The organism is Enterobacter vonholyi, assembly GCF_040834095.1.
Taxonomy (GTDB): domain Bacteria; phylum Pseudomonadota; class Gammaproteobacteria; order Enterobacterales; family Enterobacteriaceae; genus Enterobacter; species Enterobacter vonholyi.
Genome location: NZ_CP162152.1, coordinates 1,953,968 through 1,978,318, shown reverse-complemented (window position 1 = coordinate 1,978,318; position 24,351 = coordinate 1,953,968). Strand labels below are relative to the sequence as shown.

The window sequence follows — 24,351 nt, the reverse complement described above, 5'->3', positions numbered from 1 at the left end:
ACTATGGAGACGATTCACTACATTCTGGACAACTGGGACTACCTGTTAACCCTGACGCTGCAGCATCTGTGGCTGGTGGCGCTGGCCGTGGGCTTAGCCATTCTCATCGGGGTCCCGCTCGGCATTCTGATTGTTCGCCACAAGTGGCTGGCAACGCCGGTGCTGGGGATTGCCACCATCGTGCTGACCATTCCGTCCATTGCGCTGTTTGGCCTGATGATCCCGCTGTTTTCGCTGATCGGTCAGGGAATTGGCGCCCTGCCCGCCATTACGGCGGTGTTTCTCTACTCGCTGCTGCCGATCGTGCGTAACACCCATACGGCGCTCGACAGCCTGCCGCCCGGCCTGCATGAAGCCGGACGCGGCATCGGCATGACCTTCTGGCAGCGCCTGCGCTGGGTCGAAATCCCGATGGCGCTGCCGGTGATTTTCGGCGGGATCCGCACCGCCGTGGTGATGAACATCGGCGTGATGGCGATTGCCGCGGTGATCGGCGCGGGCGGTCTGGGCCTGCTGCTGCTCAACGGCATCGGCGGAAGTGATATCCGCATGTTGATTGCGGGCGCGCTGATGATTTGTCTTTTAGCGATTGTGCTCGACTGGCTGCTGCACCGTCTGCAGGTGGTTCTGACTCCAAAGGGGATTCGATAATGATAAAACTGGAAAACCTCACCAAACAATTTTCACAGAAGCACGGCCAGACCTTTAAGGCCGTCGACAACGTCAACCTGAACGTGCCTGAAGGGGAAATGTGTGTGCTGCTGGGCCCGTCCGGCTGCGGGAAGACCACCACACTGAAGATGATTAACCGCCTCATTACCCCAAGCAGCGGGACGATCCTGATCAACGGCGAAGACACCAGCGGGATGGACACCGTCACCCTGCGCCGCAACATTGGCTACGTGATCCAGCAGATTGGCCTGTTCCCTAACATGACCATCGAAGAGAACATTACCGTCGTGCCGCGCATGCTGGGCTGGGATAAAGCGCGCTGTAAAACCCGCGCCGAAGAGCTGATGGATATGGTGGCGATGGATCCGCATAAGTTCCTGAATCGCTATCCGCGTGAGATGTCCGGCGGCCAGCAGCAGCGTATCGGCGTGATCCGCGCCCTGGCGGCGGATCCTCCGGTACTGCTGATGGATGAACCTTTCGGCGCGGTGGACCCGATCAACCGCGAGGTGATCCAGAACCAGTTCCTGGAGATGCAGCGCAAGCTGAAAAAAACCGTCATGCTGGTGAGCCACGATATCGACGAAGCCCTGAAGCTCGGCGACCGTATCGCGGTGTTCCGTCAGGGGAAAATCGTGCAGTGCGCCAGCCCGGACGAACTGCTGGCGAAACCAGCAAACGAGTTTGTCGGCTCGTTTGTCGGTCAGGACCGCACCCTGAAGCGCCTGCTGCTGGTATCGGCGGGCGACGTCACCGACCAGCAGCCGACCATTACGGTGCGGGGCTCTACTCCGCTTTCCGAAGCCTTTGCGACCATGGATGATAATGATATTCGCGCAATTACCGTAGTCGACGAGCACGGCAAGCCGCTGGGCTTTGTGAAGCGTCGCGAAGCGCGTAACGCCAGCGGGACCTGCGCCGACATCCTGCATCCGTTCCGCATGACCGGCAAGGCGGAAGACAACCTGCGCGTGGTGCTGTCACGCCTGTATGAGAGCAACACCAGCTGGATGCCGATCGTGGATGAGGACGGGCGCTACAACGGCGAGATTTCTCAGGACTATATTGCCGAGTATCTGAGTTCAGGTCGTACGCGCCGGGCGCTGAATATTCACACCGACAGCTAACCTTTCTGGCCGGGCATCGCCCGGCTTTTCCGCACGCATACCTTTTGCTAACCCCGCGATTAGCCGCCACAATATCGTATCTTTCCCGTTTACTCGCGACTCATGCAACGTCTTCATACTTACCCCGACATCCGCGCGATGTTTCGTCGACTGCTGATTGCAACCGTCACCGGCGTGCTGGCCGCGCTGGCCGTTGCGGTGTTCCGCCACAGCATGTATCTGCTGGAGTGGCTGCTTCTCAGCAACGACAGCGGCAGCCTGGTGAATGCCGCCGCGTCGCTCTCACCCTGGCGGCGCGCGCTGACGCCCGCGCTGGGCGGGCTGGCTGCCGGGCTGCTGCTCTGGGGATGGCAGCGCCTGACCGCCCAGCGGCCTCATGCCCCTACCGATTACATGGAAGCGCTGGAGACGGGCGACGGTCAGTTTGACTACGGCGCCAGCCTGGTGAAATCTCTTGCCTCTCTGCTTGTCGTTGCCAGCGGCAGCGCCATCGGACGTGAAGGGGCGATGATCCTGCTTGCTGCCCTCGCCGCCTCCTTTTTTGCCCGGCGCTTTACGCCCAAATCCGAATGGAAGTTATGGATCGCCTGCGGCGCCGCGGCCGGGATGGCCAGCGCCTACCATGCTCCATTAGCCGGAAGCCTGTTTATTGCGGAGATTCTGTTTGGCACCCTGATGCTGGCCTCGCTCGGCCCCGTCATTATCGCGGCGGTGGTGGCGCTGCTCACCACGCAGCTCCTGGCGCCGGGTACCGGCACGCTCTACGCGGTCCATTTGAGCGGCACACTCACCGCAGCCGATTATGCCCTGCTGGTCGCCATGGGGCTGCTGGCAGGGCTTTGCGGACCGCTGCTAATGGGGTTGATGGCATTCAGCCACGGTCTTTTCCTGCACTTAAAACTCTCGCCTCCGTGGCAATTAGCGCTGGGCGGTGCGATCGTTGGGCTGCTGTCTCTTCTGACGCCGAAGGTGTGGGGGAATGGCTACAGCGTGGTTCAGGCTTTTCTGCTCGCGCCGCCGCTGCTGTCGGTGATTGCCGGAGTGTTCATCTGTAAGCTGCTGGCTGTACTGGCGAGCAGCGGATCGGGTGCGCCGGGCGGGGTGTTCACGCCCACGCTGTTTGTCGGCATGGCAACAGGCATGCTATTCGCGCAGTTTTTCGCGCTGTGGCTGCCGGGTTCTGAAACGGCTATTTTGCTGGGGCTGGCAGGGATGGCAACGCTACTCGCCGCGACCACGCATGCGCCCATTATGTCGGCACTGATGGTCTGTGAAATGACCGGACAGTATTTTTTACTGCCCGGCCTGCTGATCGCCTGCGTGGTGGCGTCCGTATCGTCGCGGACGTTACGCCACGACTCGATCTACGGTCAGCACGCCACCGAGGGCAGAGAGATCGATGTACTGCGCTAGCTCGCGCTGCTCGGCGCGTGGCAAATAAGGCAGCTCGCCGACTAATGGGCCAGGCAGTTTGGTGCTCAGCACGTCAATAATCTCGGCGTAGTGCGCCAGGCCCGGGTTGATGCGGTTTGCCACCCAGCCAATCAGCGGCAGGCCGTCATTGGCAATCGCCTGCGCCGTCAGCAGCGCGTGGTTGATGCACCCTTCCTGGATCCCCACCACCATTACCACCGGAAGCTGCTCCTGCACAACCCATTCAGACAGCGGGCGCAAATCATTCATCAGGCTGCGCCAGCCGCCCGTCCCTTCAACCACTACGTGGTCAACCTTCTCGCTCAGGTTCGCCAGTCCGTCGGACAACAGGGGATAATTAATCAGGCCGCTGTGCGCCACGCTGCTCTCCTCTTCGCTTAACGCGATGGGATTGACCGCGTGATAAGGCAACTCCAGTGACGAGACGCTTTGCAGCACCAGGGCGTCTTTATTACGCAATCCCTCTGGCGTCTCTTTACTCCCTTTTGCGACCGGTTTGTACCCTGCCACGCGTTTACCGCTTGCTGCCAGCGCCTGCAGCAATGCGCGGGATACGACGGTCTTGCCGACAGAGGTATCTGTACCAGTAACAAAGAAACGCTTAAGCATGACTCACTCCACCTCTTGGGTATGCTTCGAAAATATAAACCAGGTAAATAATTCAGTGGAGGAAGTCTACGGGATGCATGCGCTACCCGGCTTGAGATAGCGCAATTTTTCTTACATCAGCGGAAAAGAGTTAACCCTGTAGCAGGCGGATCAACAGCGAGCCGTTATACATGGCATCTTTGACCAGCGCCGCGCCTGCCATCGTGCCCTGGTTGGAAAACTGGGTGCTTTCTACCGCAATATTTTTGCTGTAGGCAGGAAGCGACTGCTGATGGATACAGGCCGAGATCGCCGGGAAGAGGATTTCCGCCGCCTGGCTCAGCGGTGAGCCAATGAGGATTTTTTGCGGGTTGAAGAGGTTCACCATAATGGCCAGAATGCGGCCAACGTTATTCCCTACTCCAGTAATAATGTCCTTCGCCAGCAGATCGCCCTGGCGCGCGGCGGCGCAGAGAGAATCCACCGTTAAGGGTTGTCCGTGCAGCGAGGAGCTCATGGACTGGCTGAGCCGGACCTGCGCCAGTTCCAGCACGCTTTCCACGCTGGCAATGGTCTCGAGACAGCCGTGGTTCCCGCAGTAGCAGCGCTTGCCGTAAGGGTCGACCTGGGTGTGGCCGATTTCCACCAGGCTGCTGCTTCCGGCGTGGAGAAGCCGTCCGTCGGTAATCACCCCCGCGCCGACGTTATGGTCGATAACCACCTGAATCACATCCCGCGCGCCCCGGGACGCGCCGAACAGCGCTTCCGCCATCGTCCAGGCGCTGATGTCATGCTGAATATAGACCGGCACGCCGGTATGGTTTTTCAGCACCTCTCCCAGCGGCATCTCTTTCACATCGTCGTAGAACGGCATGCGGTGAACAATACCATTTTCGGTATCAATAATACCCGGCATGGTGATGGCGATCGCCGTTAAGCGTTCAAGGCGCTGCTGATGGCGGATAAAGAAGCGATCGATGTGCGAGACTATCGCCTCAAGGAGCGACTCCTCGGCGTTGAGCGGCAGTTCAAGACGGTCTTCCACCACCAGCTTGCTGCTCAGGTCGCGCAGCGCAAGGAAGATCTCCCCCCGGCTGATGCGCAGCGACAGATAGTGCCAGGCCTCCGTCTCCACCACCAGCCCAACGGCCGGACGGCCACGGCTGCCCGGCTCCTGAATTTCCGTCTCCTGAACCAGGTGTGCTTCCAGCATCTCGCGGACTATCTTGGTGATACTGGCAGGTGCCAGCTGTGCCAGGCGCGAAAGATCGATACGCGAAACCGGACCAAGCTGATCAATCAGGCGATACACCGCGCCAGCGTTGGTCTGCTTAATCTGATCAATATGCCCTGGCTGACTATCCGCGACCACCTCGTACTCCCTTATTTTCGAGCTTCGAAATAAACTGTTGGCTATGGTGAAGCACTTGTATGGCTGCCGTCAAATATTTACTTAGCCATGTGATTTACCGCACATTTTTGCCCACTTTTGCCTGAAAATGCTGCCCGGCAGAGGCGTTCATCAACTGCTGTTTGAAGCGCTGCGCGGCGTGACTCTGTTCTCGATGTTTTGACCAGACCAGCCACATCTCTGAAACGGCATCCTCTTCGGCAATGGTTACCCAGCGCATTTCGCGCAGTTGTACCCGTTTAAAGGAGGCTGGAAGAATAGAGACGCCCAGCCCGGCAGCGACCAGGCCGATAATCGTCATCGCTTCCCCGACTTCCTGGGTGATGACCGGGGCAAGATCGTAGCGGCGCATCAGCCCCAGAATATCGTCATACAGACCTGTTCCAACCTGCGGGTCAAAAAAGACAAACGGCTCTTTTGCCAGCTCAGCCAGCGAAACCGTCGGACGCGACGCCAGCGGGTGATCGTGCGGGATCATGGCCATCAGCGGCTCGCGCAGGATCACCTCCCACTCCAGCGAGTCCGGCAGCTGGGTATTGCGCATCAGCCCCAGATCCAGCGAGCCTTCATTCAGCGGCGCGATCTGCTCGCGGGTGTTGATCTCGCGCGTTTGAATGTGAACATCCGGGAAATGGCGGCGGAATGACGACAGGGTTTCCGAGACGGCGCTGATAAACGGCGCGGACGAGGTAAACCCGATGCGCAACTCTCCGGCTTCCCCGAGATAGAGCCGTTCTGCCCGAGCGGCGGCGTCATCGACCATGCTCAGAATTTGTCGGCTGTCGTTCAGAAACTGCTTACCCGCCGCCGTCAGGCTCACGCTGCGGTTGGTGCGGGCCAGAAGGCGCGCCCCGACCTGCTGCTCCAGGATCTGAATCTGCTGGCTTAACGGTGGCTGAGAGATGTTTAGCCGTGCCGCCGCGCGGCCAAAATGCAGCTCTTCGGCGACGGCGACAAAGTAGCGGAGATGACGCAGCTCGATATTCATATTTCTAAAGTATCATTTAAGATTATTAATATATTAGACAGAATATTTACATTTTCCTACCCTTATCAGGTGGTCATACCCGTCACCAGAAATCACGGGGATGTTTAAGCAAGGAAACTGTGTGAGTCGTACAACTACTATTGATATCGATCCGGCCAGAGATATCAATGATTTACCCGCAGCATCGCAGCCGGTTCAGTTCATTAAACGTGGTACTCCCCAATTTATGCGCGTCACGCTGGCGCTCTTTTCCGCCGGTCTGGCAACCTTCGCCCTGCTCTATTGCGTACAGCCGATCCTGCCCGTTCTCTCCCATGAGTTTGGCGTATCGCCTGCCAGCAGCAGCGTTTCACTCTCTATTTCTACCGGCATGCTGGCGATTGGCCTGCTCTTTACCGGGCCGCTGTCCGACGCCATTGGCCGTAAACCGGTGATGGTAACCGCGCTGATGCTGGCCTCGGTCTGTACGTTACTCTCGACCATGATGACCAGCTGGCACGGTATTCTGGTGATGCGCGCGCTGATTGGGCTCTCGCTCAGCGGCGTGGCGGCGGTCGGGATGACCTATCTCAGCGAGGAGATCCACCCGAGCTTTGTTGCCTTCTCTATGGGGCTTTACATCAGCGGGAACTCGATTGGCGGAATGAGCGGACGTCTGCTGAGCGGGGTATTCACGGACTTCTTTAACTGGCGTATTGCGCTGGCAGTCATCGGGTGTTTTGCGCTGGCATCTGCCCTGATGTTCTGGAAAATTCTGCCGGAATCGCGTCATTTCCGCCCGACATCGCTGCGTCCGAAAACGCTGTTTATCAACTTTCGTCTGCACTGGCGCGACAAGGGGCTGCCGCGCCTGTTCCTGACCGGCTTCCTGCTGATGGGCTCGTTCGTCACGCTGTTTAACTATATTGGCTACCGCCTGATGCTCTCGCCGTGGCATCTGAGCCAGGCGGTGGTCGGCCTGCTTTCCGTGGCGTACCTTACCGGCACCTGGAGCTCGCCGAAGGCCGGGGCGATGACCGCACGCTATGGCCGCGGCCCGGTCATGCTGTTCTTCACGGCGATGATGCTGGTCGGCCTGTTGCTGACGCTCTTCTCCTCCCTGTGGCTGATTTTTGCCGGCATGCTGCTCTTCTCCGCAGGGTTCTTCGCCGCGCATTCGGTCGCCAGCAGCTGGATTGGACCGCGCGCCCGTCGCGCCAAAGGTCAGGCATCGTCGCTGTATCTGTTTAGCTATTACCTGGGATCCAGCATCGCCGGGACGCTCGGCGGTGTCTTCTGGCATAACTACGGCTGGAACGGCGTGGGCGGGTTTATCGCGCTGATGCTGTGCGCCGCGCTGCTGGTTGGCGCAAGTCTTCATAAACGTCTGAGATAATACGCCTGCGGGCTGATGTCCGTTAAGACGCGCCATCCACAAAAACGGCACCAGCGTACTGGTGCCGTTTCACGTTCAGGAATCCCAGGCCTGCTCTATCTTACCGGCTTCAAACTGCGGAGGCGGTTTGCGGAAACGGCGCGTGAGCCACGTCAGGTAAAGGATCCCCAGTGCCGCCCAGATGAGGCCAAGCGTCAGGGACGTCGCTTCGAGGTTTATCCACAGCACGCCGACCGTGACGGCACCGATGAGCGGCAGCAGGAGATAGTGGAAACGATCTTTCCACGTTTTGTTCAGCCCCTTACGCCGCCAGAAATGGTTGTACACCGAGAGATTAACAAACGTAAACGCCACCAGCGCGCCAAAATTGATCAGCGCCGTCGCGGTCACGAGATCGAAGTACAGGGCCGACAGCGCCACTATCCCAACCATAATGACGTTCAGGGCCGGCGTACGCCATTTCGGATGCACGTAGCCAAACACCCGCTCCGGAAACACGTTGTCACGCCCCATCACATACAGTAAGCGCGAGACGCTGGCGTGCGAGGCCAGGCCTGAAGCGAGCGTATTCACAAACGTGGTACACAGAAACACCGACTGGAAGAGCTTGCCGCCCACGTACAGCGCTATTTCCGGCAGCGCGGCGTCCGGGTTCTTGAAGCGCGCGATCGTCGGGAAAAAGAGTTGCATGAAAAACGAGGCAACAATGAATATCAGCCCGCCATACAGAGCGGTGAGGAAAATCGCTTTGGGGATCACCCGCGCCGCGTTTGGCGTCTCTTCCGACAGCGTGGTGACCGCGTCAAAGCCGAGGAAAGAGAAGCAGACGATAGTCGCGCCGGTAATAATCGGGATCAGGTGTGCGTTCTCGCTGATAAACGGCTGGAGCGACCAGACGGTGCCGACGCCCTCCCCCTTGTGCAGACCGTGCACCACGAGTATGACAAACACCACCATGATGGCGATCTGCACCAGCACAAACAGGGTGTTAAAGTTGGCGACCAGATTCACACTCTTGAGGTTCGCCAGCGTCAGGATCGTTACAAACCCCACCACCCAAACCCACGGCGGGACTTCAGGGAACAACGCGGAAAGGTAGATCTTCGCCAGCAGCACGTTGATCATCGGCAGGAAGAGATAATCCAGCAGCGATGACCAGCCGACCATAAAGCCTAAGTGGGGTCCGATCGATTTCTGCGTGTAGGTATACGCAGAGCCTGCTTCCGGGAACTGTCGTACCAGTTTACCGTAGCTGATGGCGGTAAACATGACGCCAGCCAGCGCCAGGAGATACGAGGCGGGCACGTGGCCGTTGCTGATACCGGACACAATGCCGAAGGTATCAAACACGGTCATGGGGGTGAGATAAGCCAGCCCCATCATGACCACCTGCCAGAGCTTGAGGGAACTGCGCAGCCGGGTTCTTCCGGCCATGCCCGGCGAGTCAAGAGAGGTGTTAGTCGCCATAAACCGTCCCCCCCATGCTTACCGTGGTTTGCAATCGCGCTGTCCTTAACGCAAACCTGCTTAGCAAAGGGGGAAGTTGTAAAGAACACACGCGATCGTACCAGCGCACCGTCTCTGGCTCGCACTCACAGCAGGCGCCTGACTGGCCCCCTTCGCCCTGCGGATAGTTGAACATCTGCATCATTTCCTACCTCGTCACACAGTGTCGTTAAGAAAATCCCTGTGCCGCCTGCGCTCCATAACGCGACTCCCGGGAGATAGCTGGCGTGCCAGCAAACAGTTAGGCCAGGCTCCGCGCAGGCCGTTTGGTATTACGTATGAGATGAAACAAAGCGGCCCCTTACCGGGGCACGTCATCAGGCGTTTTTCAGCATCCACTCAATTTCCGTTTCGGTAATCAGGCGTTCAAACTGCAGTAATTCATCGTTTTTGCAGGCGTGATAGACGTGGCAGAAGCGTTCGCCCAGCCGCTCGCGCAGGCTATCGTTTTGCATAAATTCCCACAGCGCATCGCTCTGACGGATCGGGAACGGCAGTCCGTCCTGCTCCAGACCATTGCCTTCCACTTCTTCCTGCAGCGGTAAATCGTTATCCAGGCCATGTAAAATGCCGGCAAAAATCGCCGCCATCACCAGATACGGATTCGCGTCAGCGCCCGCTACCCGATACTCGACCCGATGGTTATGGCGATCGCCGCAGGGGATACGCAGGGCAACGGTGCGATTATTGTGTCCCCATGACGCCTGCGTCGGCACGTACATTCCCGGCTGGAAACGGCGGTAGGAGTTGACGTTCGGTGCCAGCAGCGCCATGGACGCAGGCATCAGGTCGATCATCCCGGCCAGCGCGCGTTTCAGCAGCGCGGAATCCTCGCCGCTGGCGTCTGCGAGCACGTTTTCGCCTCGGTTGTTTTGCATGCTGATATGGATGTGCATCCCGCTGCCCGCATGTTCTTCATACGGCTTTGCCATAAACGTGGCGTGCATCTTATGTTTTTCTGCCATCTGCCTGACGAGACGTTTTAGCGCCAGCGCATCATCGCAGGCATCGAGCACGTTTTCCGTATGGTGCAGGTTTATCTCAAACTGGCCCGGAGAGGCCTCAGCCACTGCCCCGTCGGCGGGGATCAGCTGCAGCTGCGCCAGTTCGTCAATGTCGTTCAGCACGTCAGCAAAGTGGTTCAGATTATCAACCGAGTAGACCTGACTCTGCGTGTTGCGCACGTCGGTGCCCGGCGCGCAGGGTGGCTGCAGATAGCCGTCGGCATCGCGTTTACGGTCAAGTAAATAGAACTCCAGCTCTACCGCTACCACGGGGAACAGGCCGCGCTGGCGCAGCTGCTGCCAGAGTCGGTTGAGTACGTTCCGCGGCTCAACGTCAAAGGGAGCGCCATCTTCATCGACCATGGTGAGCTGCACCTGACCAATGTATTCCGGGTCGGCGGCGGACGGCGTCAGGGTGCCCGGTACCGGCACGCAGATACAGTCCGGCTCGCCGAGCTCCTGTCCCAGGCCCGCCTCTTCCACGACGTTACCCAAAATGTCCATGGCGAAAACCGATGCCGGGAAATAGCAGCCTTTTTCAAGTTTGCTCAGTCCGGCAACCGGGATGCGTTTGCCGCGAAAACAGCCGTTCAGGTCGGTCAGGAGGACATCAATAAACTGGGTGTCAGGATACTTTTCTAAATAGCGCTTCACTTCCAGCGTAAAGGCGCTGCCCCGCCTCTCATCCGTGTGCTGCACAAAGTTCTCAACTTCTACGATATTGGTTTCCATGATTTACCACCGTTTTTGGGATTTGCGTTCGCTGCTCTGGACTGTCAAATATAATGTCCACCCTATCGAATCTGTATGCAAATAAATTGTTTGTCAAATGTTAAATTAAGTTTGCAAAAGGCAGATCCCGTTGCTAGATTGAGAAAATATTGAACGAAAAGGCCGTTTTGCAGGCGATAATGGCCTAAATTTAGTCCACTTTGTGAGGGCGATCATGGAAAATATAATGAACAAGCCAGTTATTGGCGTGGTGATGTGTAGAAACAGGCTCAAGGGTCATGAGACCCAGACCCTGCAAGAAAAGTACCTGAACGCCATCATTAACGCGGGGGGTTTACCGATTGCCTTACCGCATGCGCTGGCAGAGCCAGAGCTGCTCACCGCTCTGCTGCCAACCCTGGACGGGATTTACCTGCCGGGCAGCCCAAGTAACGTGCAGCCGCACCTTTATGGTGAAAACGGCGATGAGCCTAACGCCGATCCCGGGCGAGATCTTCTGAGTATGGCGCTGATTGCCGCCGCGCTCGAAAGGCGCATCCCCATTTTCGCCATCTGCCGGGGGCTGCAGGAGCTGGTTGTTGCGACGGGGGGGACGCTGTATCGCCGCCTGTTCGAGCAGAACGACCTGCTCGAGCACCGGGAAGATCCTGAACTGCCGGTTGAGCTACAATACGCTCCGTCTCATGAAGTTCAGGTTCAGGAGGGAGGACTGCTGTCTCAATTAATACCAGGCTGTAACACATTTTGGGTAAACTCGTTACACGGGCAAGGTGCACGAACGTTAGGAGCACGGCTTCGCGTGGAGGCCCGTTCGACGGATGGGCTGGTCGAGGCGGTCAGCGTTTATGACCACCCTTTTGCCCTCGGCGTGCAATGGCACCCCGAATGGAACAGCAGCGAGTACGCCCTGTCCCGTATGTTGTTTGAAGGTTTTATCACCGCCTGTCAAAGCCACATTGCCGAGAAGCAGCGGCTTTGACCACTACCGTAAAGGAAATGCAACTATGAGCGATGACGGACTGGCGCCAGGGAAACGTCTGTCTGAGATCCGCCAGCAGCTGGGTCTCTCGCAGCGGCGTGCCGCCGAACTGTCTGGGTTAACACACAGTGCCATCAGCACCATTGAGCAGGACAAAGTCAGTCCTGCCATCAGTACGCTACAGAAGCTGCTGAAAGTTTATGGGCTGTCGCTCTCGGAATTCTTTTCGGAACCGGAAAAACCTGATGAACCGCAGGTGGTTATTAATCAGGAAGACCTTATCGAAATAGGCAGTCAGGGGGTTTCGATGAAGCTGGTTCATAACGGAAATCCGAACCGTACGCTGGCGATGATTTTTGAAACTTACCAGCCTGGAACCACGACCGGAGAGAGGATCAAACATCAGGGTGAGGAGATCGGTACGATACTGGAAGGTGAAATATTGTTGACCATTAATGGCCAGCAATATCACCTGGTTGCGGGGCAAAGCTATGCCATCAATACCGGCATACCGCACAGCTTCAGCAACACCTCGGCAGGCGTCTGCCGCATTATCAGTGCCCACACCCCCACCACGTTCTAATTACCACTCAGTCCCGGCGTAAGCGCGCTTACGCCGGGAAATATAAAAACGATCTCTGTCGGCATTTAACGGGTTAATTCCCGGAATGCCCCACGGCTTCGTATTGCCTGAAACGGCCATGCCTTTATTTATCTGATTGCGAAAGAAAGGAGTGAATATGCATTTTCAGCACCTGACTTACTGGCAGGATAAAGCAAAAAACAGCGTCATTGAGACCCGGTTATTTATTAACGGCGCCTATTGTGACGCCGCCGATAACACCACGTTTGCAACCGTCAATCCCGCGACCCAGCAGACGCTGGCGAACGTCGCCCGGGGCAAGCAGGCGGACGTGGACCGCGCGGTTCAGGCCGCGCGTGAGGTATTTGAGCGCGGTGACTGGTCGCAGGCGTCTCCGGCGCAGCGCAAGGCCGTGCTAAATACGCTCGCCGATTTAATGGATCGCCATAGCGAAGAGCTGGCCCTACTCGAAACGCTGGACACCGGTAAACCCATCCGCCACAGCCTGCGCGACGATATTCCCGGCGCGGCGCGCGCCATTCGCTGGTACGCCGAAGCAGCGGATAAAGTCTACGGCGAAGTGGCGCCTACGGGTCCGGGCGAGCTGGCGATGATCGTGCGCGAACCCATCGGGGTTGTCGCGGCCATCGTCCCCTGGAACTTCCCGCTGCTGCTGGCCTGCTGGAAGCTGGGCCCGGCGCTGATCGCGGGTAATAGCGTGATACTGAAACCGTCGGAGAAATCGCCCCTCACCGCCCTGCGGCTGGCCGGACTGGCGAAAGAGGCGGGCCTGCCTGACGGCGTGCTGAACGTGATAAGCGGTTACGGCCACGAAGCGGGCCAGGCGCTGGCATTGCATCCGGAGGTCGAGGTGCTGACGTTTACCGGCTCTACCCGTACCGGCAAGCAGCTATTGAAGGACGCGGGAGAAAGCAACATGAAGCGCGTCTGGCTGGAGGCGGGCGGCAAAAGCGCCAACATTATCTTTGCCGACTGTCCGGACCTGGACAAGGCCGTGAGCGCGACCGCCGCCGGGATTTTTTATAACCAGGGGCAAGTCTGTATCGCCGGTACCCGTCTGCTGCTCGAAGACAGCATCGCCGATGAGTTCCTGGCCAGGCTAAAAGCGCAGGCTCGTCACTGGCAGCCGGGCGATCCGCTCGACCCGGACAGCACGATGGGCATGCTCATCGACGCTGCGCACGCCGATACCGTCCACACGTTCATTCGCGAGGGAACCCGGAAAGGCACGCTTCTGCTGGACGGGCGGGAACAATCATGGCCTTCCGCTGTCGGTCCAACCATTTTTGTCGACATCGACCCCGCCTCCCCGCTGTGCCGGGAAGAAATTTTCGGGCCGGTGCTGGTCGTCACCCGTTTTAAATCCGAAGAGGAAGCCTTAACGCTGGCCAACGACAGTGAATACGGGCTTGGCGCAGCGGTATGGACCCGCGATCTTTCCCGCGCGCACCGCATGAGCCGCCGCCTGAAGGCCGGCTCGGTCTTCGTCAATAACTATAACGACGGTGATATGACCGTTCCCTTTGGCGGCTATAAGCAGAGCGGCAACGGTCGCGATAAGTCCCTGCACGCGCTGGAAAAATTTACCGAACTGAAAACCATCTGGATTGCCCTGGAGCCTCAATCATGACCGAACATACCACCAGCTACTACGCGGCCAGCGCGAACGCTTACGAACCTTTCCCGACGCTTAACGAGTCGATCAGCTGTGACGTGTGCGTGGTGGGCGGCGGCTATACCGGCCTCTCCTCCGCGCTGCATCTCGCCGAAATGGGCTATGACGTGGTGCTCCTTGAAGGGGCGCGCATCGGCTTCGGCGCCAGCGGACGCAACGGCGGCCAGCTGGTTAACTCCTACAGCCGCGATATCGACGTGATCGAGAAAAACTACGGCCCCGATGCCGCCAGAATGCTCGGGAGCATGATGTTTGAAGGCGGGGAAATCATCCGGGAACGCATCCAGCGCTATCAGATCCAGTGCGACTATCGTCCCGGCGGGCTGTTTGTGGCGCTTAACCATAAGCAGCTGGAGACGCTGGAGGAGCAAAAAGCCAACTGGGAACGCTACGGCAACACGCAGCTGGAGCTGCTGGACGCCAGCGCCATTCGCCGGGAAGTCGACAGCGAACGCTATACCGGCGCGCTGCTGGACCGCAGCGGTGGGCACATTCATCCGCTGAACCTGGCGATCGGCGAAGCGGACGCCATTCGCCTGAACGGCGGGCGTGTATATGAACAGTCCCCGGTGACCGCCATTCAGCACACCAGCCCGGCCGTGGTGAGCACGCAGCATGGCCAGGTCACGGCCCGCTACGTGATCGTCGCCGGGAATGCCTATCTCGGCGATAAGATCGAACCGGAACTGGCAAAACGCAGCATGCCCTGCGGCACCCAGGTTGTAACCACCGCCCCGCTGCCGGAAGAGGTCGCCCGCACGCTGATCCCCAATAACTACTGCGTGGAAGATTGTAACTACCTGCTGGATTACTACCGTCTCACCGCCGACAACCGCCTGCTGTACGGCGGTGGCGTAGTGTATGGCGCGCGCGATCCGGACGATGTCGAGCGCCTGGTAATGCCAAAGCTGCTCAAAACTTTCCCTCAGCTGGCGGGCGTCAAAATCGACTACCGCTGGACGGGCAACTTCCTGCTGACCCTGTCCCGTATGCCGCAGTTTGGTCGTCTGGATAAAAACATCTATTACATGCAGGGCTACAGCGGCCACGGCGTGACCTGCACCCACCTGGCCGGACGGCTGATCTCGGAACTGTTGCGCGGTGACGCAGAGCGCTTTGATGCGTTTGCTAACCTCCCGCACTACCCCTTCCCGGGCGGCCGCAGCCTGCGGATTCCATTTACGGCGATGGGCGCGGCGTACTACAGCCTGCGCGATCGTCTTGGCGTATGATCGTTTCGACAAAAGGGTATCTGACATGAGTAACCAGGAATTTCATCAGCGCAGACTTTCTGCCACCCCGCGCGGCGTTGGCGTAATGTGTAATTTCTTTGCCCGCTCGGCGGAGAATGCCACGCTTACCGACGTGGAAGGCAACGACTATATTGATTTCGCCGCCGGGATCGCGGTACTGAATACCGGCCATCGCCATCCTGAACTGGTGGCCGCAGTGGAAAAACAGCTTCACCAGTTCACCCACACGGCTTACCAGATTGTGCCGTATGAAAGCTACGTTTCATTGGCCGAAAAACTTAACGAGCTGGCCCCGGTGGAGAGCCCGGCCAAAACGGCGTTCTTCACAACGGGTGCGGAAGCGGTGGAAAACGCCGTTAAAATCGCCCGGGCCCACACCGGCAGACCGGGCGTGATTGCCTTCGGGGGAGGCTTTCACGGCCGCACCTATATGACCATGGCGTTAACCGGCAAGGTCGCGCCTTACAAGCTGGGATTTGGCCCCTTCCCGGGGTCGGTTTATCACGTGCCGTATCCCTCCGAGCTGCACGGCATCACGACGCAGGATGCCATCACGGCGATAGAGCGCCTGTTCAAAGCGGATATTGAGGCGAAACAGGTGGCGGCGATCATTTTTGAACCCATTCAGGGTGAAGGCGGATTCAACGTCGCCCCGCCAGAGTTGGTGGCCGCCATCCGTCGTATCTGTGATGAGCACGGGATCGTGATGATTGCCGACGAAGTGCAGAGCGGCTTCGCCCGAACGGGTAAGCTGTTTGCGATGGAACACTACGCGGACAAACCCGACCTGATGACGATGGCTAAAAGCCTGGCAGGCGGAATGCCGCTGTCCGGCGTGGTGGGCCGCGCCGAAATCATGGACGCGCCGGCTCCCGGCGGTCTGGGGGGGACCTATGCCGGCAACCCGCTTGCGGTGGCCGCCGCGCACGCGGTGCTGAAGATTATCGACAACGAGTCGCTGTGCGCGCGCGCCCGTCAGCTTGGCGATCGGCTGAAAGCCACGCTGGAGGAGATTCAGGGCATCTTCCCTGCGCTCGTGGCGATAAGGGGAAGAGGATCGATGATCGCGGCGGAGTTTTTTGATCCCGAGAGCCGTGAACCGTCGGCCGCCATCGCGCAGGCGATCCAGCAAAAGGCCCTCGCCCAGGGCCTGCTGTTATTGATCTGCGGCCAGTACGGCAACGTGATCCGCTTCCTTTATCCGCTGACCATTCCGGATGCCCAGTTCAACCAGGCGCTGGCGATCCTGCAACAGGTTATGCGCGATAAGTCCTGAGTGCCCACCGAAAACCGTCTCCCGGAATGCCGGGGACGGTTTCAACGGAGGAGATCGGCACAGATTTCCTCCGTGTGGGAAATGTTGGGGAATTTGCTCGGTTTCATTGTATGCTCCCTGAAACACATCCCCGGCATGAGGAAATAAGAATTGCAAAAAACATCAGCCTATCAGTCACTTGTGAAAACCTTCCAGCGTCTCTCCCGCTTCTCGCACCTCTCCTCCATCGCCAGCTGGGACATGTTCACCATGATGCCGCCCGGCGGCAGCGCCGCGCGCGGCGAGGCGCTGGCAGAGATGAGCGTCCTGCAGCACCAGATCCTGACCGATAAAAAAGTCGGCGACCTGTTAGCCGCGGCGGCAGGGGAAGATCTGAATGACGTCGAACAGGCCAACCTGCGCGAAATGACGCGCTACTACCAGCAGGCGACCCTGCTGCCGGAATCGCTGGTGGAAGCCAAATCCCTGGCGGGCAGCAGGTGTGAACATGCCTGGCGCACCCAGCGTCCCGCCAACGACTGGCAGGGTTTTTCCGCCAACCTGAAAGAGGTGGTCAAACTCAGCCGTGAAGAGGCGCGCCTGCGGGCGGAAGCCAAAGGCTGTACGCCATACGATGCGTTGCTGGACATTTTTGAACCCGACATGACCAGCGCCCGTCTGGACGTGCTGTTCGGCGACATGAAGTCCTGGCTGCCGGACCTGCTGGCAAACGTCGTGGAAAAGCAGGCTCAGCGATCGTTTGTTCCTCCTCAGGGGCCTTTCCCGACGGCAACACAGCGTGAACTGGGCCTGGAAGCCATGAAGATGCTCGGCTTCGATTTTAACGGCGGTCGCCTCGACGTAAGCGCGCACCCGTTCTGCGGCGGCGTACCGGAGGACGTGCGCATCACCACGCGCTATGACGAGGAAGAACTGCTCAGCGCGCTGTTTGGCGTGATCCACGAAACCGGACACGCGCGCTACGAACAAAACCTGCCGCGCGCGTGGGCAGGACAGCCGATTGCGCTGGCCCGCTCAACCGCGATCCACGAATCCCAGAGCCTGTTCTTTGAGATGCAGCTGGGCCGCAGTGAAGCCTTCCTCAAACATCTTCTCCCTGCGGTGCACGCTCGTTTTGGCAGCCAGGCGGCGTTCAGCGAAGAGAACTTTATTGCCTGGAACCAGCGCGTGAAGCCGGGCTATATCCGCGTCGATGCGGACGAAGTGAGCTACCCGGCACACGTGGTGCTGCGCTATGAGATTGAGCGGTCGCTGATCAACGGCGAGATCGAAGTGGACGATATCCCTGCCCTGTGGGACGAGAAAATGCAGGCCTGGCTCGGGTTATCCACCAAAGACAACTACCGCAACGGCTGTATGCAGGATATTCACTGGACCGACGGCGGTTTTGGCTACTTCCCGTCGTATACGCTGGGGGCCATGTATGCCGCACAGCTGTTCCACGCCGCGAAAACGGCGCTTCCGGGTCTGCAGGCCTCCATCGCTGAGGGTGATTTTTCCGCACTCTTTGACTGGCTGCGTCAGAACATCTGGCAGCACGGCAGTCGCTTCAGCACGTCGCAGCTAATCACCCAGGCGACGGGTGAAGATCTGAATATTCGTTACTTCCGCGAGCATCTGACCTCCCGTTATTTGTAATCTGTTTGGCCGGGGGTGAGGGACCTCAGGTAAAAGAGCCGTATGTTCCCCCTCACCCCAGCCCGTGCCCCCTCATGGGAGAGGGAGCCGTCTGTGCAGGACCCCAGCAATGTACATATGGTTACACGCCGATACCAATCACTCACGGAAACCCCGAATTTACAGGGATATAGTTATTTCAACGGCCCCGCAGTGGGGTTAAATGAAAAACCAAATTCGAGGGTATGAACATGAAAAAAGTATTAGCTCTGGTTGTTGCCGCTGCTATGGGTCTGTCTTCTGCTGCGTTCGCTGCTGAAACCACTGCTGCACCGGCTGCTGCGGCACCTGCTGCAACGACCACCGCGGCGCCAGCAAAAACTGTCCATCACAAGAAACATCATAAAGCCGCTAAACCGGCTGTAGAGCAGAAAGCTCAGGCTGCTAAAAAGCACCACAAAAAAGCGACCAAACCGGCTGTAGAACAGAAAGCTCAGGCTGCTAAAAAGCATCACAAAAAAGCGACCAAACCGGCTGTAGAACAGAAAGCTCAGGCTGCTAAAAAGCATCACAAAAAAGCAGTAAAACACGAAGCTGCTAAACCAGCTGCACAGCCAGCTGCGTAAGAGTACAAGCTTAACCGTGCCCTTCGGGGCACGTTGGTAAACCGGCGCTGAACCGGACAGGTTCCGCGCCGTTTTTTTTATCCGGAGGGCGTATGCTGCGACGCTATCGGTTTGAGCTGATTCTGATCCTGCTTATTTTATGCGCGCTCATTGCCAGCCATTTTTATCTTTCCTGATTGTAGCACGCTGATTTTACTCCCACTTTAGCGCTGTCCCGTCTATAGTATTTTCATAGGGTTCACTTTTAATAATCATAATTACCCCCCACCAGAGTGAGATATGCGTAAATCTGTTGTGTTGTTACTGGGAACGTTTGGTCTTTTTTCTGGATTCTCACATGCGGATGATGGCGGTGATGACACCATTAGCGCGAAAGAGCTCAAGACGCTTTTTTTCAATCATGACGACCGCACGCGCGTCACCGATCCCACCCAGGCGCCCTGGGATGCTATAGGTCAACTGGAAACCGCCAGCGGTAACTTATGTACTGCGACGTTGATCACCCCTCAGCTTGCCCTGACGGCAGGCCACTGTCTGTTAACGCCGCCAAACGGCAAGCCGGATAAAGCGGTGGCCTTGCGGTTTGTGTCGCAAAAAGGGACCTGGCGCTATGAAATCCACGGTATTGAAGGCCGTGTCGATCCGTCTCTCGGCAAACGCCTGAAGCCGGATGGTGACGGCTGGATCGTGCCACCGGCGGCCGCCTCATGGGACTTTGGCCTGATCGTTTTACGCTACCCCCCTTCCGGCATTACGCCGCTGCCGTTATTTGACGGCGACAAAGACGCACTCACCGCTGCCCTGAAAGCCGCTGACCGAAAGGTGACGCAGTCCGGCTATCCTGTCGACCATCTGGATACGCTTTACACCCACACCGACTGTATTGTGACGGGCTGGGCGCAAAACAGCGTACTTTCGCACCAGTGCGATACGTTGCCGGGTGACAGTGGTTCACCGCTGATGCTGAAAACAGATAACGGCTGGCAGTTGATTGGCGTGCAGAGCTCTGCACCGGCGGCGAAAGATCGCTGGCGCGCAGATAACCGGGCCTTGTCCGTGACCGGTTTTCGCGACAAGCTGGAAGCGCTGGCACAGCAATAAATCAGCATCGTCTGACCTGATGCAGTGCCCTGATTGACTCAATCGGCATCGGCTGGCTGAACCAAAAACCCTGCAGTTGATCGCAGCCAGCCAGCCGCAGCAGTTTCATTTGCTTCTCGGTTTCCACCCCTTCGGCGACCACCGCCATCCCCAGCGCGTTGGCGATCCGCACCGTGCCGCTCACCAGCGCGGCTGCCTGTTCATCGTTGTCCACCAGCCCGGCCAGGGATTTATCGATCTTGATGGTGTCGAAGTTAAAACGCCGCAAATAGCCAATGCTGGAATAGCCGGTGCCAAAGTCATCCAGCGCCACCGCGGTACCCAGCGCTTTAAGATTGGCTATTGCCATGCGGGCACGATCCGGATTTTCCAGCACATAGCTCTCCGTTACCTCAAGCTGCAGCCGGTGGGCCGGGAAACGGGTACTCTCCAGCACGCTGGCCACTTTGTCTTCGAAGGCGGGATCGCGAAATTGCGCGGGAGAGATATTAACGGAAAGCTTTAAGTCACCGTATGGCTGGAGATCCTGACAGGCGCGCTGCAACACAAACTGGCCCAGTTTGTAAATCAGACCGCTGGTCTCCGCGATGGCGATGAAGGTATCCGGGCACAGCGGCCCTTCCGGGCGACGCGGCCAGCGGACCAACGCTTCGACGCTGCTCATCGTCTGAGTGCGGGCGTCAACGATCGGCTGATACCAGACCTCAAACTCATCGCGCTCCAGACCGCTACGGATCTGATTTTCAATCGCCAGCTTGCGTTCCCGGACGCTGTTCAGCTCCGCATCGTAGTGGGTAATCCGCCCTTTTCCACTCATTTTGGCGTGATACATGGCAATATCGGCGCGGCGAAACAGTTCTGAGCTGGTGCATTCAATCAGAGTTCCGCTGGCGATACCGATGCTGGCCCCGATATGGATGGTGCGTTCCCCCAGCTGAACCGGGGTGGCGAGGAAATCCAGCACCGAAACGGCAAAGGCTGTGGCTCGGGCCTCTGCATCATCACCGCCGATTGTCATGGCAAACTCATCCCCGCCCATGCGGGCCAGCATCCCGCCCGGCGGCACCCGTTCACTCAGCGTTTTCGCAATCGCCACGATGAGATCGTCCCCCACGCTGTGGCCGTAGATATCATTCACATCTTTAAAACCATCCAGATCGATAAACACCACGCTTTTGACGTCGATATCTCCGCGTAAGCTCACCCGATCCAGCGCCTCGATAAGCGCTCGCCGGTTCGGCAGATGGCTTAACCAGTCCGTTCTGGCCACCAGACGTGCCTGGCTTTCTCCTCGCGCAAGCTTGTACAGCCCCACGCTGCTCACCAGAATAAAGAGCAGGATCAGGGCCGATGCCAGCACAACAATCTGCGTGATATCAGAGGATGCCGCCCGGGCGGCCTGCGCCCCCGGAAGCCGCGCCTGCCAGTTCAGATAGCCCAGCAGCTCCCCAGCCGAACTGCGCAGCGGCATACTCATCTCGTTAACTTTATCTGGCGTAAAGTGAAGGTTATCGATCTGAAAGGTCGCCCCCAGGTCGGATAAGATTCTGGCGTTCAGATGACGGGTAATCACCAGATAGCGGCGCGTTCCGTCGGTAACCTGTAATCTTCCGACCATTGGGCGAATCAGCCCAATGCCCACAAAGGCGACGCCGCTTCGCGTTTTGCTGATCCCGGCATAGATATTTTTATCGCCTGATAAGGCGCGCGCATGCTGAGCAATAAGGGCTTTCAGCCCCTCACCGAAAAAATCGAGATTCGTCTCCTGAAAAGGCTGACTTTTAAACGATCCCCAGAGGACGTTGAAATGTTCATCCAGCACGAAGGTGCCGTCATAGAGGTTATTAATTTTAAAGCCGGTGCCCCAGGTGTCGTACAGCCAGTCGGTATTAAGCGTGGGACGGTAGGCTTCCCGCACAGCATCGTCCCAGACGGCGTTGTCAAGCACCAGAGATGAGACGCGGTTAACCGATGTCTGAATAGCCCCCTGCACGGAAAGCGCCGTGCGGTGTTCATCAATTTCATTGGTTTTGGTGCTGATAAGATTCAGGGAAAGATAGAGGAGTGCGACGACGGAGATGATTAAGCCGATGCCCGCCATAAAGACCATGGCAAACAACGTTCTCGCATTGGGAATATTGCGCCAGCTTAATGTGCGATACATCAGCCATCCTCTTCATGTTTTGCTTTTCTAAGCGTAATACAGGCAGCGAATTTCGCTGCCTGTAAATCATGGATTGAGGACTGTCAGGCGAGTTTTATCATGATCATGCCGGCAAGCAGCAGGATGAGCCCCATCCAGCCCTTGTTATTTAAGCGCTGGCCGAAGAGCACCCAGCCTGCAGCCAGCGTGGCGGCGATACCAAAACCGCCCCATAACGCATAGGCGACCGAAAGATCGATACCTTTTACCGCCTGGGACAGCGCGCTGAACGCCCCCAGAACCGCCGCAATCGACATCAGGCCGTAGAATTTACGACGAAAACCATCGGAGAATTTCAGCAGAACGTTCGCCAGGATCTCAAGCACGATGGCGAACCCCAGCCAGGCAGCATGAACCCACTCAAACTGTTGCATGGTTCTGCTCCTTCTGCTGTTTGCCAGGTTTACGGGTACCGGACTTAATCAGCACAATACCCGCGACCAGCGTCGTTAAACCGGCGACCTTCATTGTTGTTAATGTTTCGTCAAATATCAGCACGCTGAACAGCGTAATCAACAAAATACCGATCCCCTCCCACAGGGCATACGCGACGCCCAGCGCAATTTTTTTCACTGCAAACGAGAGGAAAATATAAGACAGTGAAATCATCACCAGCATCAAAATAAAACCGGTGTTGCCATCGCTGACGCTTGCCCACTTCATAGACAGCGTGCCGGTAATTTCAGCGATAATAGCCAGCGCTAATAAAATCCAGTAAAACATGTTTTTCTCCTGCTTGAGAATATAATCCATCGTGGCCCGCTGCGTGCAGCAAACCCAAAAATACGAATTGAAATCAGACAGCTAAGCGCTTAGCGCCAGCTCAGGCAGAAGAAATGACTATAGTGCGGTGCGCCAGTGTTGCTCACCAGAAAGCAGGCAGAAAGAAGTGGAGTATACAGCAGTATTGTTTGAAGAGTACGTCCTGAACATATTGTCCATAAAATTACAATTATCCGCGTTGTTGCTTCTCGTCTTTGCGGATGAAAATTGTCCTCGGTAGTTAAACACACCGAATTTGTACCATAAGCCAGGATTTTACTCAAAGTCTTTGCAATTCTTTACCCACTCCGTTTGATTTTGGTTAGTTTATTGCAAAGCCTTTCACCTTTATTATAAATATAAAGAAAATTTCGGAGTCACCATGGCTAAACCCATCATTACCCTGAACGGGTTAAAAATTGTCATCATGCTGGGCATGCTGGTGATCATATTGACAGGCGTGCGCTTCGCCGCCGACATTATTGTGCCCTTTATTCTGGCCCTGTTTATTGCGGTGATCCTCAACCCGCTGGTGCAGCGCATGACGCGGCTACGCATTCCGCGCGTGCTGGCCATCACGCTGCTTATCAGCATCATTATTGTGGCGATGGTACTGCTGGTGGCTTATCTGGGTACCTCGCTCAATGAACTGGCGCGAACGCTGCCAAAATACCGCTCTTCGCTGGCAATACCGCTGCTGCAGCTGGAGCCCTGGCTGCAGCGGGCGGGTATCGAAGTCTCGGTGGAAGAACTGCTGAAATATATCGACCCCAACGCGGCGATGACGATCGTCACCAGCCTGCTGGCACAGCTTTCCAATGCCATGACCTCCATTTTCCTGCTGTTTTTAACGGTGGTTTTCATGCTGCTGGAGGTGCCGCAGCTGCCAGCAAAGCTGCAGCAGATGATGGTCCGTCCGGTCGAAGGAATGGGGGCGATTCAACGCGCGTTGGACAGCGTTTCCCGCTATCTGGTGCTGAAAACCGCCATTAGCCTGGTGACGGGCGTTGTCGTCTGGTTGATGCTTCTGGCGCTGGACGTTCGCTTTGCGTTTGTCTGGGGGTTGCTGGCGTTTGCGCTCAACTACATTCCCAACATTGGCTCCGTGCTGGCGGCGATCCCCCCTATCCTCCAGGTGCTGGTTTTCAGCGGGCTTTATGACGCGCTGATCCTGCTTGCCGGATACCTGGTCATCAATCTTGTGTTCGGTAACATTCTTGAGCCACGCATGATGGGTCGTGGCCTGGGGCTCTCCACGCTGGTGGTCTTTTTGTCCCTGATTTTCTGGGGCTGGCTGCTCGGGCCCGTTGGGATGCTGCTCTCCGTTCCACTCACCATCATCGTCAAGATTGGTCTGGAACAGACGGCAGGCGGGCAAAGTATCGCCGTGCTGCTGAGCGATATGAGCCATAAATAGC

Annotated in this window: 21 protein-coding genes; 13 read left to right on the top strand and 8 right to left on the bottom strand. The window is 57.5% G+C overall.

What is annotated here, in order from left to right; all coding sequences use genetic code 11:
* Window positions 1-3: 3 nt before the first annotated feature.
* From osmW to clcB, 3 genes are all read left to right on the top strand, one after another.
* The gene (osmW, locus tag AB3N39_RS09415; protein WP_332961703.1) at window positions 4-651 is read left to right on the top strand and encodes an osmoprotectant ABC transporter permease OsmW; all 648 of its coding nucleotides are present in this window, start codon (window positions 4-6) and stop codon (window positions 649-651) included.
* A complete protein-coding gene (gene osmV, locus AB3N39_RS09410; protein WP_367897242.1) occupies window positions 651-1,799 on the top strand; it encodes an osmoprotectant ABC transporter ATP-binding protein OsmV in 1,149 nt (382 codons plus the stop codon). The genes osmW and osmV overlap by 1 nt, the downstream gene beginning before the upstream one ends.
* Before the next feature lie 102 nt (window positions 1,800-1,901).
* Window positions 1,902-3,212 (top strand): voltage-gated ClC-type chloride channel ClcB, encoded by a 1,311-nt coding sequence (clcB, locus tag AB3N39_RS09405; protein ID WP_367897241.1) that lies wholly within the window; start codon window positions 1,902-1,904, stop codon window positions 3,210-3,212.
* On the opposite strand, the gene bioD is transcribed toward clcB, so the two are convergent.
* The 3 genes from bioD to AB3N39_RS09390 form a co-directional block, all read right to left on the bottom strand.
* On the bottom strand, window positions 3,147-3,842 hold the full coding sequence (gene bioD, locus AB3N39_RS09400) for a dethiobiotin synthase (RefSeq protein WP_111965730.1): 696 nt from the start codon (window positions 3,840-3,842) through the stop codon (window positions 3,147-3,149). The genes clcB and bioD overlap by 66 nt on opposite strands.
* Before the next feature lie 130 nt (window positions 3,843-3,972).
* Complete coding sequence (mlc, locus tag AB3N39_RS09395; protein ID WP_111965729.1) at window positions 3,973-5,193, bottom strand: sugar metabolism global transcriptional regulator Mlc; 1,221 nt, start codon at window positions 5,191-5,193, stop codon at window positions 3,973-3,975.
* A gap of 94 nt (window positions 5,194-5,287) precedes the next feature.
* Window positions 5,288-6,220, bottom strand: a complete 933-nt coding sequence (locus AB3N39_RS09390) for a LysR family transcriptional regulator (RefSeq protein WP_223582034.1) — start codon at window positions 6,218-6,220, stop codon at window positions 5,288-5,290.
* 121 nt (window positions 6,221-6,341) lie between these two features.
* Here AB3N39_RS09390 and AB3N39_RS09385 point away from each other — a divergent pair, with 121 nt between their 5' ends.
* Window positions 6,342-7,595, top strand: coding sequence for an MFS transporter (locus AB3N39_RS09385; RefSeq protein ID WP_111965727.1), 1,254 nt, complete (start codon window positions 6,342-6,344; stop codon window positions 7,593-7,595).
* Window positions 7,596-7,670: 75 nt separating this feature from the next.
* Here AB3N39_RS09385 and AB3N39_RS09380 read toward each other — a convergent pair whose 3' ends face one another.
* Window positions 7,671-9,062, bottom strand: a complete 1,392-nt coding sequence (locus AB3N39_RS09380; protein WP_045284883.1) for an APC family permease — start codon at window positions 9,060-9,062, stop codon at window positions 7,671-7,673.
* Window positions 9,063-9,418: 356 nt separating this feature from the next.
* Entirely contained in the window at window positions 9,419-10,837 is a 1,419-nt protein-coding gene (locus tag AB3N39_RS09375; protein ID WP_139963511.1) for a glutamine synthetase family protein, read from the bottom strand.
* A 214-nt stretch (window positions 10,838-11,051) separates the two neighbouring features.
* Between AB3N39_RS09375 and puuD the strand changes: the two genes are divergently transcribed.
* The 8 genes from puuD (at window position 11,052) to AB3N39_RS09335 (ending at window position 19,968) form a co-directional block, all read left to right on the top strand.
* Entirely contained in the window at window positions 11,052-11,816 is a 765-nt protein-coding gene (gene puuD / locus AB3N39_RS09370; RefSeq protein WP_136194769.1) for a gamma-glutamyl-gamma-aminobutyrate hydrolase, read from the top strand.
* A gap of 25 nt (window positions 11,817-11,841) precedes the next feature.
* Window positions 11,842-12,399 (top strand): HTH-type transcriptional regulator PuuR, encoded by a 558-nt coding sequence (puuR, locus tag AB3N39_RS09365; protein WP_111965724.1) that lies wholly within the window; start codon window positions 11,842-11,844, stop codon window positions 12,397-12,399.
* Window positions 12,400-12,556: 157 nt separating this feature from the next.
* Entirely contained in the window at window positions 12,557-14,050 is a 1,494-nt protein-coding gene (puuC, locus tag AB3N39_RS09360) for an aldehyde dehydrogenase PuuC (RefSeq protein ID WP_367897240.1), read from the top strand.
* Entirely contained in the window at window positions 14,047-15,327 is a 1,281-nt protein-coding gene (locus AB3N39_RS09355) for an FAD-binding oxidoreductase (protein ID WP_063621496.1), read from the top strand. The genes puuC and AB3N39_RS09355 overlap by 4 nt, the downstream gene beginning before the upstream one ends.
* A 25-nt stretch (window positions 15,328-15,352) precedes the next feature.
* Window positions 15,353-16,624: a 4-aminobutyrate transaminase gene (puuE, locus tag AB3N39_RS09350; RefSeq protein ID WP_367897239.1), complete on the top strand. Its 1,272-nt coding sequence runs from the start codon at window positions 15,353-15,355 to the stop codon at window positions 16,622-16,624.
* Window positions 16,625-16,774: 150 nt separating this feature from the next.
* Window positions 16,775-18,262, top strand: a complete 1,488-nt coding sequence (locus AB3N39_RS09345) for a carboxypeptidase M32 (RefSeq protein WP_367897238.1) — start codon at window positions 16,775-16,777, stop codon at window positions 18,260-18,262.
* 230 nt (window positions 18,263-18,492) lie between these two features.
* On the top strand, window positions 18,493-18,867 hold the full coding sequence (gene asr, locus AB3N39_RS09340; RefSeq protein ID WP_032668244.1) for an acid resistance repetitive basic protein Asr: 375 nt from the start codon (window positions 18,493-18,495) through the stop codon (window positions 18,865-18,867).
* Window positions 18,868-19,146: 279 nt separating this feature from the next.
* Window positions 19,147-19,968 carry a serine protease gene (locus AB3N39_RS09335; protein WP_127730589.1) on the top strand — a complete coding sequence of 274 codons (822 nt, stop codon included), beginning with the start codon at window positions 19,147-19,149 and terminating at the stop codon, window positions 19,966-19,968.
* A 1-nt stretch (window position 19,969) separates the two neighbouring features.
* Here the strand turns inward: AB3N39_RS09335 and AB3N39_RS09330 are convergent, their stop codons facing one another.
* The 3 genes from AB3N39_RS09330 to mdtJ all read right to left on the bottom strand — a co-directional run bounded on the left by AB3N39_RS09330 (window position 19,970) and on the right by mdtJ (window position 22,894).
* Entirely contained in the window at window positions 19,970-22,132 is a 2,163-nt protein-coding gene (locus tag AB3N39_RS09330; protein WP_367897237.1) for an EAL domain-containing protein, read from the bottom strand.
* An 83-nt stretch (window positions 22,133-22,215) separates the two neighbouring features.
* Window positions 22,216-22,545 carry a multidrug/spermidine efflux SMR transporter subunit MdtI gene (gene mdtI, locus AB3N39_RS09325; protein ID WP_045910373.1) on the bottom strand — a complete coding sequence of 110 codons (330 nt, stop codon included), beginning with the start codon at window positions 22,543-22,545 and terminating at the stop codon, window positions 22,216-22,218.
* Window positions 22,532-22,894: a multidrug/spermidine efflux SMR transporter subunit MdtJ gene (gene mdtJ / locus AB3N39_RS09320; RefSeq protein ID WP_029739354.1), complete on the bottom strand. Its 363-nt coding sequence runs from the start codon at window positions 22,892-22,894 to the stop codon at window positions 22,532-22,534. The genes mdtI and mdtJ overlap by 14 nt, the downstream gene beginning before the upstream one ends.
* Window positions 22,895-23,315: 421 nt before the next feature.
* On the opposite strand from mdtJ, the gene AB3N39_RS09315 reads away from it, so the two are divergent.
* Window positions 23,316-24,350 carry an AI-2E family transporter gene (locus AB3N39_RS09315; RefSeq protein ID WP_111965717.1) on the top strand — a complete coding sequence of 345 codons (1,035 nt, stop codon included), beginning with the start codon at window positions 23,316-23,318 and terminating at the stop codon, window positions 24,348-24,350.
* Window position 24,351 lies beyond the last annotated feature (1 nt).

Coding starts and splice junctions, on each gene's coding strand:
- osmV (WP_367897242.1), top strand. CDS start 651: ATGATAAAACTGGAAAACCTCACCAAACAATTTTCACAGAAGCACGGC.
- puuR (WP_111965724.1), top strand. CDS start 11,842: ATGAGCGATGACGGACTGGCGCCAGGGAAACGTCTGTCTGAGATCCGC.
- AB3N39_RS09375 (WP_139963511.1), bottom strand. CDS start 10,837: ATGGAAACCAATATCGTAGAAGTTGAGAACTTTGTGCAGCACACGGAT.
- AB3N39_RS09355 (WP_063621496.1), top strand. CDS start 14,047: ATGACCGAACATACCACCAGCTACTACGCGGCCAGCGCGAACGCTTAC.
- osmW (WP_332961703.1), top strand. CDS start 4: ATGGAGACGATTCACTACATTCTGGACAACTGGGACTACCTGTTAACC.
- AB3N39_RS09335 (WP_127730589.1), top strand. CDS start 19,147: ATGCGTAAATCTGTTGTGTTGTTACTGGGAACGTTTGGTCTTTTTTCT.
- AB3N39_RS09330 (WP_367897237.1), bottom strand. CDS start 22,132: ATGTATCGCACATTAAGCTGGCGCAATATTCCCAATGCGAGAACGTTG.
- puuE (WP_367897239.1), top strand. CDS start 15,353: ATGAGTAACCAGGAATTTCATCAGCGCAGACTTTCTGCCACCCCGCGC.
- bioD (WP_111965730.1), bottom strand. CDS start 3,842: ATGCTTAAGCGTTTCTTTGTTACTGGTACAGATACCTCTGTCGGCAAG.
- asr (WP_032668244.1), top strand. CDS start 18,493: ATGAAAAAAGTATTAGCTCTGGTTGTTGCCGCTGCTATGGGTCTGTCT.
- puuD (WP_136194769.1), top strand. CDS start 11,052: ATGGAAAATATAATGAACAAGCCAGTTATTGGCGTGGTGATGTGTAGA.
- AB3N39_RS09390 (WP_223582034.1), bottom strand. CDS start 6,220: ATGAATATCGAGCTGCGTCATCTCCGCTACTTTGTCGCCGTCGCCGAA.
- mdtI (WP_045910373.1), bottom strand. CDS start 22,545: ATGCAACAGTTTGAGTGGGTTCATGCTGCCTGGCTGGGGTTCGCCATC.
- clcB (WP_367897241.1), top strand. CDS start 1,902: ATGCAACGTCTTCATACTTACCCCGACATCCGCGCGATGTTTCGTCGA.
- puuC (WP_367897240.1), top strand. CDS start 12,557: ATGCATTTTCAGCACCTGACTTACTGGCAGGATAAAGCAAAAAACAGC.
- AB3N39_RS09380 (WP_045284883.1), bottom strand. CDS start 9,062: ATGGCGACTAACACCTCTCTTGACTCGCCGGGCATGGCCGGAAGAACC.
- mdtJ (WP_029739354.1), bottom strand. CDS start 22,894: ATGTTTTACTGGATTTTATTAGCGCTGGCTATTATCGCTGAAATTACC.
- AB3N39_RS09315 (WP_111965717.1), top strand. CDS start 23,316: ATGGCTAAACCCATCATTACCCTGAACGGGTTAAAAATTGTCATCATG.